The organism is Mycobacterium sp. (assembly GCF_046095365.1).
In the GTDB taxonomy this organism is placed as follows: domain Bacteria; phylum Actinomycetota; class Actinomycetes; order Mycobacteriales; family Mycobacteriaceae; genus Mycobacterium.
The window spans coordinates 1-13851 of sequence record NZ_JBJTJF010000004.1 but is presented as its reverse complement, the minus strand read 5'-3'; the positions used below and the strand labels follow the sequence as shown (position 1 = coordinate 13851).

Genomic DNA, 13851 nt, shown 5'->3' with positions numbered 1-13851 from the left:
CCACCGTCGCGCCCGAGGTGATCACTCCGCGCCCGCTGCGCCCCGCCGGTGGCCGCGCCGACCGCACCGGCGGCGGCAGCCCCCGCCACCCCGGCCGCCGGCGACACCGAGGCCGTCGGCGAGGAGGCGCAGGTGCTGCGGGGTGCGGCCGCCGCGGTCGTCAAGAACATGAACGCCTCGCTGGAGATCCCGACCGCCACCAGCGTGCGGGCCATCCCCGCGACGCTGATGATCGACAACCGCATCGTCATCAACAACCACCTCAAGCGCACCCGGGGCGGGAAGATCAGCTTCACCCACCTGCTCGGCTACGCGATCGTCCAGGCGGTCAAGAAGTTTCCGAACATGAACCGCCACTTCGCCGAGATCGACGGCAAGCCCAACGCGGTCACCCCGGCGCACACGAACCTGGGCCTGGCCATCGACCTGCCCGGCAAGGACGGCAAGCGGGCGCTGGTGGTGGCGGCCATCAAGGGCTGCGAGACAAAGGGATTCGCTGATTTCGTCGCGGCCTACGAGGACATCGTGCGACGGGCCCGGGATGGCAAGCTGACCGGGGAGGACTTCGCCGGGGTCACCATCTCTCTGACCAACCCCGGCACGCTGGGCACCGTGCATTCGGTACCGCGCCTGATGGCCGGCCAGGGCGCGATCATCGGCGCCGGCGCCATGGAGTACCCGGCGGAGTTCCAGGGCGCCAGCGAGGAGCGCATCGCCGAACTCGGCGTGGGCAAGCTCATCACGCTGACCTCGACCTACGACCACCGGATCATCCAGGGCGCGGAGTCCGGCGACTTCCTGCGCACCATCCACCAGTTGCTGCTGTCCGACGATTTCTGGGACGAGATCTTCTTCGACCTCGAGATCCCCTACGAACCGGTGCGCTGGCGCACCGACAACCCGGACTCGATCGTCGACAAGAACGCCCGCGTCATCGAACTGATCGCCGCCTACCGCAACCGCGGCCATCTGATGGCCGACATCGACCCGCTGCGGCTGGACCGCAACCGCTTCCGCATGCACCCCGACCTCGACGTGCTCACCCACGGCCTGACCCTGTGGGATCTGGACCGCGAGTTCAAGGTCGCCGGGTTCGGCGGGGCACAGCACAAGAAGCTGCGCGAGGTGCTCTCGGTGCTGCGCGACGCCTACTGCCGCCACGTCGGGGTCGAGTACACCCACATCCTGGAACCCGAACAGCAGAAGTGGCTGCAGGAGCGCATCGAGATCCCGCACGACAAACCCACCGTCGCCCAGCAGAAGTACATCCTGTCCAAACTGAACGCCGCCGAGGCGTTCGAGACCTTCCTGCAGACCAAATACGTCGGACAGAAGCGGTTCTCGCTGGAGGGTGCGGAGTCGGTCATCCCGATGATGGACGCGGTGATCGACCAGGCCGCCGAGCACGGGCTCGACGAGGTCGTGATCGGCATGCCCCACCGCGGCCGGCTCAACGTGCTGGCCAATATCGTCGGCAAGCCGTACTCGCAGATCTTCAGCGAGTTCGAGGGCAACCTGAACCCGTCACAGGCGCACGGCTCCGGCGACGTCAAGTACCACCTCGGCGCCTCCGGCACCTACATCCAGATGTTCGGCGACAACGACATCGAGGTGTCGCTGGTTGCCAACCCGTCGCACCTGGAGGCCGTCGACCCGGTGCTGGAGGGCCTGGTGCGGGCCAAGCAGGACCTGATCGACGGGGTCAGCGGAGGCGGGGTCGTCGACGAGTCGCGCGAGTTCACCGTGGTGCCCCTGATGCTGCACGGCGACGCCGCCTTCGCCGGCCAGGGTGTGGTGGCCGAGACGCTGAACCTGGCGCTGCTGCGGGGGTACCGCACCGGCGGGACGATTCACATCGTCGTCAACAACCAGATCGGTTTCACCACCGCGCCGGAGTTCTCCCGGTCCGCCGAGTACTGCACCGACGTCGCGAAGATGATCGGGGCGCCCATCTTCCACGTCAACGGCGACGACCCGGAGGCGTGCGTGTGGGTGGCGCGGCTGGCGATGGACTTCCGGGAGCAGTTCAAGAAGGACGTCATCATCGACATGCTGTGCTACCGCCGCCGCGGGCACAACGAAGGCGACGACCCGTCGATGACCAACCCCGCCATGTACGACGTGATCGACACCAAGCGGGGTGTCCGCAAGAGCTACACAGAGGCCCTGATCGGCCGCGGCGACATCTCGATGAAGGAGGCCGAGGACGCCCTGCGCGACTACCAGGGCCAACTCGAGCAGGTGTTCAACGAGGTCCGCGAACTGGAGAAGCACGCGGTGGAACCCAGCGAGTCGGTGGAGACCGCGCAGATGATCCCGCGCGGGATGAACACCGCGGTGGACAAGTCGCTGCTGGCCCGCATCGGCGACGCGCACCTGAGTTTCCCGGAGGGCTTCACCCCGCATCCGCGGGTCAAGCCGGTGCTGGAGAAGCGGCGCGAGATGGCCTACGAGGGCAAGGTGGACTGGGCGTTCGGCGAACTGCTCGCGCTGGGCACCTTCCTGGCCGAGGGCAAGCTGATCCGGTTCTCCGGGCAGGACACCCGCCGCGGCACCTTCACCCAGCGTCACGCTGTGGTGATCGACCCGAACACCGGGGCGGAGTTCACACCGCTGGACCTGCTGACACTCAACCCGGACGGCACCCCGACCGGCGGCCGCTTCCTGGTCTACGACTCGCCGCTGTCGGAGTACGCAGCGGTGGGCTTCGAGTACGGCTACTCGGTGGGCAACCCCGAGGCGATCGTGTTGTGGGAGGCACAGTTCGGCGACTTCGCCAACGGCGCGCAGTCGATCATCGACGAGTTCATCAGCTCGGGCGAGGCCAAGTGGGGCCAGCTCTCCGACGTCGTGCTGCTGTTGCCGCACGGCCACGAGGGACAGGGGCCCGACCACACCTCGGGACGCATCGAGCGGTTCCTGCAACTGTGGGCCGAGGGCTCGATGACCATCGCGATGCCGTCCACCCCGGCCAACTACTTCCATCTGCTGCGCCGGCACGGCCTGGACGGCGTGCACCGGCCGCTGATCGTGTTCACCCCGAAGTCGATGCTGCGCAACAAGGCCGCGGTCAGCGACCTTCGGGACTTCACCGAGCGCAAGTTCTGCTCGATCATGGAGGAGCCGACCTACACCGACGGCGACGGCGACCGTTCCAAGGCCACCCGGATCCTGCTCACCAGCGGCAAGATCTACTACGAGTTGGAGGCCCGCAAGCAGGCCGACGGCCGCGCCGACGTCGCCATCGTCCGCATCGAGCAGCTCGCGCCGCTGCCCAAGCGACGCCTGGCCGCGACCCTGGATCAGTACCCCAATGCCCGGGAGTTCTTCTGGGTGCAGGAGGAACCGGCCAACCAGGGGGCCTGGCCGACGTTCGGCCTGATGCTGCCGGAGTTGCTGCCCGACAGGCTGACCGGGATCAAGCGGATCTCCCGGCGGGCCATGTCGGCGCCGTCGTCGGGGTCGTCCAAGGTGCACGCCGTCGAGCAGCAGGAGATCATCGACGACGCGTTCGCGGGATAGAAGAAGCCCCGGCCTAGCTGCCGAACAGCGGGATCAGCGGCTTGCCGTCGGCGAGGTTGTTGGTGACGTTCTCCACCGCCTTCGGGCACAGGAACGAGATCGCCGTCCCGGTGAACGCGGTGGCCGGCCCCAGCGGGCGGCCGATGGCGTCGGACACCTTGGCCGCGACGTCGGCGGTGTTCTGCCCCCGCTCGGCCAGAATCGGGCACAGCGACTGACCGACCTCCACCGCTTTGGCAGGGTCGATTCCGGTGATCCCGAGCAGGTCGAGACTGGACAGGACGTCGGTGACGTTGTCCGATGTGTCGGCGCGGGCGGGTGCGGCGGAGACCCCGGCGGCGAACACGCCGCCGGCCAGACCCGCGGCAAGGACAAGAGAGCCGGTGACACGGCGAAGCTTCATGACAGTGCAATCGTAGGGGAGCCCTCGGCCGTTACGGGCCGGAACCGGCACTGTTACCCTCAAGGCGACTCGACACCCGTCAAGCAGGAGTTATTCATGCACGGATTCGCCGGCAAAGTGGCAGTCGTGACCGGGGCAGGCTCCGGGATCGGCCAGGCGCTGGCGATCGAGTTGGGGCGCTCGGGCGCCTCGGTGGCGATCAGCGACGTCGACGCCGAAGGACTCAGGGTCACCGAGGACCGGCTGAGCGCCATCGGCGCGGCGGTGAAGTCCGACCGCCTCGACGTCACCGAGCGGGAACGCTTCGAGATCTACGCCGAGGAGGTCAGGAAGCACTTCGGCAAGGTCAACCAGATCTATAACAACGCCGGCATCGCCTACACCGGCGATGTCGAGATCACCCCGTTCAAGGACATCGAACGGATCATGGACGTCGACTACTGGGGTGTGGTCAACGGCACCAAGGCGTTCCTGCCGCACCTGCTCGCCTCCGGCGACGGGCACGTCGTCAACATCTCCAGCGTGTTCGGCCTTTTCGCCGTGCCCGGCCAGGCCGCCTACAACTCGGCGAAGTTCGCCGTGCGGGGATTCACCGAGGCGCTGCGCCAGGAGATGATCCTGGCCGGCCACCCGGTGAAGGTCACCACCGTGCACCCGGGGGGCATCCAGACCGCGATCGCCCGCAACGCCACCGCCGCCGAGGGACTCGACCAGGCCGACCTGGCCCAGTGGTTCGACTCCAAGATGGCCCGGACCTCACCGGAGCGGGCGGCCAAGATCATCCTCGACGGCGTGGCCAGGAACAAGGCCCGCGTGCTGGTCGGCACCGACGCCAAGATCCTCGACGCGGTCGTGCGGGTCACCGGACCCGGCTACCACCGCCTGCTGGTGGAACTGGCCAAGCGGGCGATGCCGCGGACGCACTGAGCGCCCGCGCGAACCCTCAGCGCCCGAGCGGGTTGGCGGCCAGCCAGTCCTCGGCCACCGCGCGGGGGTCGGCGCCGGAGTCGACCTTCCTGAGCATGCCCACCAGCGACGTGGTGTCCAGCACACCGGCGAGCTCGTTGATCGCGCGCAACTGCATCTTGCCCAGTTCGTTGCGCCGGTAGAGCGCAACGACGTTCTGCGCCGGGATCAGCGCGGGCTTGCGGTCGACGAGCACCACGACGCCGTCGGGCACCGCGGTCGATGCGGTGGTGGTCCAGGCCGCGTTGACCGGGCCGGCACGCAGCGCGTCGAACAGCATTGCCGGCGTGCCGAATTCGCGCGGCGACCCCACCGCGCACTCCCCCACCGCCGCCGGTGGATTGCCGCCGGTGACGGCGCCCACCTTCACCTGCGCACAGCGGCGCACCAGCGCGGCCAGGTCGCGACTGCCCCACGCCTCGGCCGTGGCCGCGGTGACGGCCAGTGCGGACTTGTCTTCGGCGGCCACCGCGTAGTCCCCGGCCGCCACACCCTCGGGAAGAGCGCCGGCCATGGCGCGGTACACCTGTTCGGGGGACCGGGCCGCCGACCCGGGAGCGAAGCGCTGCAACAGCCGGCCGGTGAAACCGGCTGTGACACCGACTTTTCCGGCGTCCAGTTCAGCGAGGGGATCATCGGAGACCGCGACGGCGGCCGCCGTGCCGTAGTAGCGCAATCCGGCGGCATAGATGTTGGCCAGCAGCGTGCTCGTCCGGTCCGGGGCGGCGCCGACGGTCAGTGCGGGGCCGGGGCCGGGACGGGCGCAGGCCAGCGACAGCACCACCAACAGACACGGCAGAAGGTGGCGGGCCCGCGGCCTCATCGGCGTCGGCTCACACCTCGGCGGCTGCGGCCACGGCGGCGGCGACCGCCGGGGCGACCCGCGGATCCAACGGGCTGGGCACGATGTGGTCGGGGGCGAGGTCCTCGCCCACGACCGAGAAGATCGCCTCGGCCGCGGCGACCTTCATCGCCTCGGTGATGCGCTGCGCACCGGCGTCCAGGGCGCCCCGGAACACCCCCGGGAAGGCCAGCACGTTGTTGATCTGGTTCGGGAAGTCGCTGCGCCCGGTGGCGACGATCGCCGCGTAGCGCCCGGCCACCTCGGGGTGGATCTCCGGGTCGGGGTTCGAGCAGGCGAACACGATGCCATCGGGCGCCATGGAGGCGATCACCTGCTCGGGAACCCGGCCCGCCGAGACCCCCAGGAACACGTCGGCGCCGTCGAGGGCTTCGGCCAGTCCGCCGGTCCGGCCCTCCGGGTTGGACCAGGAGGCCAGTTCGGCCTTCACCGGGTTCAGGTCGCCGCGGTCGGGGTGCACGATTCCGCGCGAGTCCAGCACGGTGATGTCCTTGAGTCCACTGCCGTGCAGGATGTTGGCACAGGCCACCCCGGCCGCGCCGGCACCGGAGATGACCATCTTCAGGCTGCCGAAGTCGCGGCGCAGCAGGGTACTGGCCGCCATCAGCGCGGCCAGCACCACGATGGCCGTGCCGTGCTGGTCGTCGTGCATGACCGGGCAGTCCAGGGCTTCGATGACCCGGCGCTCGATGTCGAAGCAGCGCGGAGCGGAGATGTCCTCGAGGATCACCGCGCCGAAGGTCGGCCGCAGCCGCACCAGGGTCTCGACGATCTCGTCGGGATCCTTGGTGGCCAGCGCCACCGGGATCGCGTCCAGGCCGGTGTAGGCCTTGAGCAGTCCGGCCTTGCCCTCCATGACCGGAAGCGAGGCCAGCGGGCCGATGTCACCCAGGCCGAGCACCGCGCTGCCGTCGGTGACCACGGCCACCAGCCGGTGGGCCCAGGTGTAGCGGGCGGCCAGCGACGGTTCGGCGGCGATGGCGCGGCACACCTGCGCCACGCCCGGGGTGTAGGCGATCGACAGCGCCCGCTGGCTGTCCAGCGCAACCCGCGACTCCACCCGCAGCTTGCCGTGCGCGTGGGCCGCGAAGATCGCCTCGTCGGAGACGACGTCGTCGATGCCTGCCACCTCAGATCAGGCCGAGCGTGGTGACCGCGTCGCGTTCCTCGGCCAGTTCGGCGGTCGAGGCGTCGATGCGGCCGCGGGAGAAGTCGTCGATCTCCAGGCCCTCCACGATCGACCAGTCGCCGTCGGCGGTGGTCACCGGGAAGGAGGACACCAGGCCCTCGGGCACGCCGTAGGACCCGTCGGAGGCCACCGCCATCGAGACCCAGTCGCCCTTGGCCGACCCGAGCAGCCAGTCCCGGGCGGCGTCGATGGTCGCCGACGCGGCCGAGGCCGCCGAGGAGGCGCCGCGCGCGTCGATGATGGCCGCGCCGCGCTTGGCCACCGTCGGGATGAAGTAGTCCTCGACCCAGGCCTGGTCGTCGATGACCTTGGCGGCATTCTTCCCGCCGATCTCGGCGTGGAACAGATCCGGGTACTGGGTGGCCGAGTGGTTGCCCCAGATCGTCATCTTCGTGACGTCGGTGACCGCCGCGCCGGTCTTCTTGGCCAGCTGGGAGATGGCCCGGTTGTGGTCCAGCCGGGTCAGCGCGGAGAACCGGTGGCGGGGGATGTCGGGGGCGTTGCTCATCGCGATCAGCGCGTTGGTGTTGGCCGGGTTGCCGGTCACCCCGATGCGCACGTCGTCGGCGGCCACCTCGTTGAGCGCCCTGCCCTGGGCGGTGAAGATCGCGCCGTTGGCCTCCAGCAGGTCGCTGCGCTCCATGCCCGGGCCCCGCGGGCGGGCGCCGACCAGAAGCGCCAGGCCCACCCCGTCGAAGATCTTGGCCGGGTCCGAGCCGATCTGCACCCCGGCCAGTCCCGGGAAGGCGCAGTCGTCGAGTTCCATCACGACGCCCTCCAGAGCCTTCAGCGCCGGCTCGATCTCCAGCAGGCGCAGCTCGATGGGGCGGTCCGGCCCCAGCAGCGCCCCGCTGGCCAGCCGGAACAGCAGGCTGTAGCCGATCTGCCCGGCGGCGCCGGTCACCGCCACCTTGAAGGGGGTCTTGCTCACGGTGGTCCTCCTCTGAGCCGGAAACGTCGGGTTCTGAAACTAGCGCACCGGCCATCCACCCAGGAAATTCCGGCCTCTGACTTCCGCCGACACATGCCCAAGCGCCGCGTACCATGAGCAGCGCCGATGCCGGCCGGGAGGAGAGACCATGCGATTTCGCCCGGTCAACCCGCTACCGGCCGTCCTGCGGTCCCCAGAACCCGAGCCCAGGCGGATTCCCGTTCCCGTCACCCAGGCAGTCGTGGACTGCGCCGTCTACGTCGACGGAGCCAGGCTGCCGGGCCGCTACACCGCGGCCGCGGCTTTCGACAAGGTTCGCGACGTCAGACGATCCGGCCAGCCCGCCTTCGTCTGGATCGGACTTCACGAACCGGATCAGCGGCAGATGCAGTCGATCGGCGAGTTGTTCGGATTGCATCCGCTGGCCGTCGAGGATGCCGTGCACGCCCATCAGCGGCCGAAGGCCGAACGCTACGACGACACCCTCTTCATGGTGCTCAAGACGGTCAACTACGTGCCGCACGAGACCGTCGCGCTGGCCCGCGAGATCGTCGAGACCGGCGAGATCATGGTCTTCGTCGGGGCCGACTTCGTCGTCACCGTACGTCACGGCGAGCACACCGGACTGGCCGACGTCCGCCACGCGCTTGAGTCCGCTCCCGGGCAGCTACAGCTGGGACCGACGTCGGTGATGCACGCCGTCGCCGACCATGTGGTGGACAGCTACCGCGCTGTCACCGCCGCGATGGAGGCCGACGTCGACGCCGTCGAGGAGTCGACCTTCTCGCCCAGCGTCGAGACCGACATCGAACCCATCTACCTGCTCAAGCGCGAGGTGGTCGAACTCAAGCGGGCGGTGACCCCGCTGACCGACGACCTGGAGTGGCTCAACAACGACAACGCCGACCTGCTGTCCAAGGAGGTGCGCCGCCAGATGCGCGACGTGCTGGACCATCAGATCGTCGCCGCCGAGGAGATCGCCGAGTACGACGAGATGCTGTCCTCACTGGTGCACGCCGCACTGGCCAAGGTGGGCATGCAGCAGAACCAGGACATGCGCAAGATCTCGGCGTGGGCGGCGATCGCTGCCGTGCCCACCGCCATCGCCGGGATCTACGGGATGAACTTCGAGAACATGCCGGAGCTGTCCTGGCAGTGGGGGTATCCGGCAATCCTGTTGCTGATGGTGACGATCTGCTTCTTCCTCTACCGGACGTTCCGGCGCAACCACTGGTTGTGACCGAACAGCTGAATCTCGCCGCCTTTTGATTTCTCAAGTACCCGGCAAGTCATTCGCTTGGACGATCCATCGACAGCCGCCCGGGCACGCAATCACGTTTCGCCAAACATGTGACCTTTGTCACTTGTTTGGCGCATAGTCTCCGTTATCAGCGATGGACGTCGGGGTTCGGTCGCGGTATTCGGAGGTCTCACCAAATGCATTCGGAATCCGGCTTTGGTCACCGTTCCACACCAGCTCAGAAGCAGCGGCCGTTGCCCATCCCGGATTCCGGCCACGGCGCCTACATCGGGAGGGTGGGCGCCCTGGCGGTCGCACTGGGCATCGGCGCGGCCGCGCTGGCCCTGCCGGCCTTTGCCGTCGCCGACACATCCGGTTCGGCGGGTGCGGTGTCCGCGGAATCCTCGTCCACCGCTCCGTCGAAGGCAGCCCGAATCCCGGCGCGCGGATCGCGCGCCGAGGCAGTCGCACCGGCCGAAGACACCTCACCTGATCCGGCCGCGACGACACCGCGCGGGAGCAAGCCTCGGTCCCGCGCCGGCGGCGGTGACTCGACAGCACAGCTCAAACCGCGAACCGGTTCCAACACCGGGGCCCGCAAGGCGAGGCGAGGCGCGCAGGTCGCTCCGCCCCCGGCGGCGGCGGCTCCCTCCGGCACCTTAACCGCCCGATCCGGCGCCAGCCCGGCCAAGCAGACGTCTGCCTCCGCCCGCGCTTCCTCGCGGGGCAAGGCCCCAGCCGCCGCCGGGGCAACACCGGCGAAAACCGCTGCAGCCGTGCCGAACCCGGCCGGAAAGCAAGCGCGAGCCCGGAAAGCGCCCGCGGCAACGGTGCCTGGCGGCGTGTCCGCGGCGACGTCGGCACCGGTCTTGTCAGCCCCACGGCCCGCGAAGGCCGCGGCCAGCGGCGCGCTGGCATGGCTGGGTATCACCCCCTCGGCATCGGGCGATGCGCCCGGCGATTCCCCACTGGCCGCACCGCTGGCCTGGACGGCCGCGGCATTCTCCCGTCGGGAGATCACCGGGCGGAGCACCGGCACGATGCGGCCCATCGTCGGCAACGGCACCGCTGATCACCCCGATGGCGGCGTCCTGTTCGGAAACGGATTCAGCTGGGACGCCACCACCTGCAACGCAGGTGTCGCCTGCGAGGGCGGACGCGCCGGGCTGTTCGGGAATGGCGGCACCGGCTGGAACGGCGGTGACGGCGGCGCGGCCGGCTGGTTCGGCAAGGGCGGAAGCGGCGGCGCGGGCACGGCGGCGGTCAACGGGGGCAAAGGCGGCACCGGCGGCGCCGGCGGCCTTCTGGTGGGTGCGGGCGGCGCCGGCGGCACCGGCGCGGCCGGCGCGGACGGCGGAGACGGCGGCAACACCGGCCGGCTCTCGGTCTGGGGCAGCGGCGGCAACGGCGGCGACGGCGGGGCCGGCGCGGCAGGGAACGGTGGCAAGTCTGGAGTGGGCGCGGGCGCCGATGGCGGCAGTGGAACCGCGGGCGGGGCCGGCGGCGACGGCGGCACCGGCGGTGTCGGCAGTTGGCTGGTCGGGACCGGCGGCGCCGGCGGCCGCGGTGGTACCGGCGGCAACGGCGGCCACGGCGGAACCGGGGTCGCCGGCACCGAGGCCGTGCAGGCGGGTGCCGACGGCACCGACGGCGGCGACGGCGGCGACGGCGGAACCGGTGGTGCAGGCGGAGCCGGAGGGCAGGCAGGCGCGGGTCGCTACCTCGGCACCACCGGACGGTGGCTCGGCTATGACCGGCAGCTGGCCGCGGACGGGACCGGCGGCTCCGGCGGCGCCGGCGGAGATGCGGGCGCACCCGGCGAAGGCGGCGACGGCGCCGCCGGCGACGCGTCCCACCCCGACGGCGGCGACGGCGGCGACGGCGGGGACCCCGGTAGCGAAGGTTCGGGCGGGGTCGACGGGGCCGGCCCGGCTCCGGCCCCCGCTGCTGCGAGATCCCTCGCGTTCCGGACCGCGCCGGCTGCGGCAAGTCGCGGACCTAACGGCAAACCGGTCGAACTGGGCATCGGCCACGGCGGCCACGGCGGCGACGGCTGGAGCTCTCCGGAGCCTGGGGCCGACGGCGGCCGCGGCGGAAACGGCGGCGCCGGGGGCGCAGTGGGCGATGGTGGTAACGGCGGCCGCGGCGGCACCGGCCGGAAAACCGGCGCCGGGCAGACCGCCACCGGCGGGGCCGGCGGGGCCGGCGGCGCGAGTGGCAACAGCGGGAAAGCCGGAGTGGGTGGCACCGGCGGCGACGCAATCGGCACCGACGGCGCCGACGCCGTGGGTGGCGACGGCGGACGCAGTGGGCGCACCGACGGAGACGGCACGACCGGAGCAGCCGGCGGGCAGGGCGGCTCGGCAACGAGCGACAGCGGACGGGCGACCGGCGGCACCGGCGGCACCGGCGGGACCGGCGGGCGGGCCGGCGGCAAGGGCGGTGGCGGCGGTCAGGCCGCAGCCGCCGACGGCAGGGCTACCGCCGGCCCCGGCGGCCCCGCCGGGACCGGCGGGGTGGCCGGCGGCTCCGGCGGCACCGGCGGAAAGGCCGGTGCCGACCCGCGCACCGCTCCCGGCGGGCCCGGCGGTAGCCGCGGAGTCGGCGGGCAGTCCGGTGGTGGCGGGGGCACCGGCGGAGAAGCCAAGGCCGCCAGCGGAGCGGCTCTCGGCGGCCGCGGCGGATCCGGCGGTGCCAGCAAGGAGGCCGGCGGCGCGGGAGGCACTGGCGGCATCGCTACGAGTGCGGCGGGCCCCGCTACCGGCGGTGACGGCGGCCCCGGCGGCCTCGGACTGAGGACCTCCGGCCCGGGCGGCCCCGGCGGCCCCGCGGCCAGCGATACCGGCGCCGCTGTTCCGGGCACTGCCAGCACCGAGACTGCGATCGCCCCGCCCGGCGACGTCACGCTGAGCGCCCCCGGCCCCAACGGCGCGGTCGTCGGGTCATTCCCCGGCGACACCGCCGACATCGCAACGGCTCTCGCCCCGATCAAGGGCACCGTCGTCATCGACAGGAACACTGGCGCGTTCACCTACACCCCCGACCCCGCCGCTCGGCACATCGCAGCCGCCGACGGCGCTTCAGAGGCTGACCGCAACGACTCGTTCACCCTGGCTGTCACCGACGGTCGGGGAACCACCGCCCTCGTCACGGTCGCCGTCGCGATCTCCTCCGCGAACTCCGTCCCGACGGCCGAGGCATCGGTCGGGGACCCCGGCCCCGAGGGGGTCGTCGCCGGAACTCTCAGCGTCAGCGACCCCGAGGGCGACACCCCGGCCTTCGCCACCCTCACGGCTCCGACCAAGGGCACGGTTGCAGTCGATCCGCGCACCGGGGCGTTCACCTACACCCCCGACGCCGCGGCCCGCCACGCGGCCGCCGCAGACGGCGCCACTGCAGACCGCAGTGACGTGTTCACCCTCGCCGTCACCGACGGTCACGGCGGCACCACGAAAGTTCAAGTGGCCGTTGCGGTCAGCCCGGCCAACGCTGCCCCGGTCGTCACCGAGGCCACGGCAGACCTGCCGAACGCGGGGACCGGCACGGTCGCCGGCAGGGTCGTCGCGACCGACGGTGACGGCGACCGCCTCAGCTACCGCCTCACCAACGCACCCGAAAAGGGCACGGCGATAGTCGATGCTGCCGCAGGTACGTTCGAGTACACCCCCACCGAAGCGGCGCGTATCGCCGCCGGCGCCGTTTCGGGCAAGGTCGTCGACACGGTGTCGATCACGGTGTCGGATGGGCACGGCGGTACTGCCGTCCGGTCCCTCGAGGTCATCGTGTGCCCGCCTGTCGGCCCGGGCGCCAACCTGGCCGGCCGCGATCTTGCCGGCTATGACCTGAAGGGGGTGAAGCTGCGTGGCGCCGATCTGACCGGAGCCAAACTCGCGGGCGCCGATCTCAACGGAGCCGACCTGAGCGACGCCGTGCTCGAAGGGGCAGACCTCGAACGCGCGACCCTGGAGAACACGGTGTTGCGGAATGCCAATCTGCACGAGACGAAACTGAAGCAGGCCGTACTCCGCGACGCCGATCTCGTCGGGGCTGACCTGTCGGACGCCGACATGGTGGAGACGGATGTCGAGGGCGCCGACCTCAGCGGCGCCGATCTGAACCGCACCAACCTGACCGGGTCGGACCTCACTGCGGTCCGCCTGGTCGGAGCGGAGCTCGAGAGCGCGGAGCTTCCCGGCGCCGACCTCACCGACGCCGACCTCACCGACGCCGACCTCACCGACGCCGACCTCACCGACGCCGACCTCACGAACGTCGACCTCACCGGCACGAAATTGGACGGCGTCAAGATCAGCGGAGCGAAACTGGCCCCGAGCATCCTGGCCGTGGACCCGTCAACCGGGGCCGTCACCGGCGTCGGCGTGAGCAACTACAGTCTCGGCGATCTGGAATTCAGTGCTGGCGATCCGGCAACGGGAACCACAACCATCGACCCGGAGACCGGCCAGTTCGTCTACACCCCGAGCGCACAGGCCCGGCACGACGCCGCGGCCGACAACGCCGTCGAGACTAAGAAGTTCGACGAGATCAGCATCACCGTGGCCGATTCGTCAGGCGGAACGACGGTCGTGACGCTGCGGGTGCCGATCAGCCCCGCCAACCAGGCCCCCATCGCCGCCGCGGCCACCGGAACCGCCGACCCCGCTGACGGCGCCGTCACCGGAAACACCGGCGTCACTGACGCCGATGGCGACACCTTGGCCTACTCCCTGACCGGAGA

The 13851-nt window shown here is 70.9% G+C and carries 7 protein-coding genes and 1 pseudogene; 4 read left to right on the top strand and 4 right to left on the bottom strand.

Annotation, left to right across the window (positions count from 1 at the left end; translation table 11 throughout):
- Positions 1-39: 39 nt before the first annotated feature.
- Positions 40-3522 (top strand): annotated as a pseudogene (locus tag ACKOQ4_RS00215) (multifunctional oxoglutarate decarboxylase/oxoglutarate dehydrogenase thiamine pyrophosphate-binding subunit/dihydrolipoyllysine-residue succinyltransferase subunit); the annotation flags it as partial.
- Positions 3523-3535: 13 nt separating this feature from the next.
- Here ACKOQ4_RS00215 and ACKOQ4_RS00210 read toward each other — a convergent pair.
- Entirely contained in the window at positions 3536-3925 is a 390-nt protein-coding gene (locus ACKOQ4_RS00210) for a DUF732 domain-containing protein (RefSeq protein WP_526287624.1), read from the bottom strand.
- Positions 3926-4021: 96 nt separating this feature from the next.
- Between ACKOQ4_RS00210 and ACKOQ4_RS00205 the strand changes: the two genes are divergently transcribed.
- A complete protein-coding gene (locus tag ACKOQ4_RS00205) occupies positions 4022-4852 on the top strand; it encodes an SDR family NAD(P)-dependent oxidoreductase (protein WP_526287622.1) in 831 nt (276 codons plus the stop codon).
- 16 nt (positions 4853-4868) lie between these two features.
- Here the strand turns inward: ACKOQ4_RS00205 and ACKOQ4_RS00200 are convergent, their stop codons facing one another.
- From ACKOQ4_RS00200 to ACKOQ4_RS00190, 3 genes are read right to left on the bottom strand one after another with little or no spacing between them, the layout of a single operon-like run.
- The gene (locus ACKOQ4_RS00200) at positions 4869-5714 is read right to left on the bottom strand and encodes a glycine betaine ABC transporter substrate-binding protein (RefSeq protein ID WP_526287620.1); all 846 of its coding nucleotides are present in this window, start codon (positions 5712-5714) and stop codon (positions 4869-4871) included.
- A gap of 10 nt (positions 5715-5724) precedes the next feature.
- A complete protein-coding gene (locus ACKOQ4_RS00195) occupies positions 5725-6882 on the bottom strand; it encodes an NAD(P)-dependent malic enzyme (RefSeq protein WP_526287618.1) in 1158 nt (385 codons plus the stop codon).
- A 1-nt stretch (position 6883) separates the two neighbouring features.
- Positions 6884-7873 carry a malate dehydrogenase gene (locus tag ACKOQ4_RS00190; RefSeq protein WP_526287616.1) on the bottom strand — a complete coding sequence of 330 codons (990 nt, stop codon included), beginning with the start codon at positions 7871-7873 and terminating at the stop codon, positions 6884-6886.
- A gap of 148 nt (positions 7874-8021) precedes the next feature.
- On the opposite strand from ACKOQ4_RS00190, the gene corA reads away from it, so the two are divergent.
- Entirely contained in the window at positions 8022-9113 is a 1092-nt protein-coding gene (corA, locus tag ACKOQ4_RS00185; protein ID WP_526287614.1) for a magnesium/cobalt transporter CorA, read from the top strand.
- A gap of 869 nt (positions 9114-9982) precedes the next feature.
- The coding region (locus ACKOQ4_RS00180) for a pentapeptide repeat-containing protein (protein ID WP_526287612.1) at positions 9983-13851 on the top strand (3869 nt) is incomplete at its 3' end.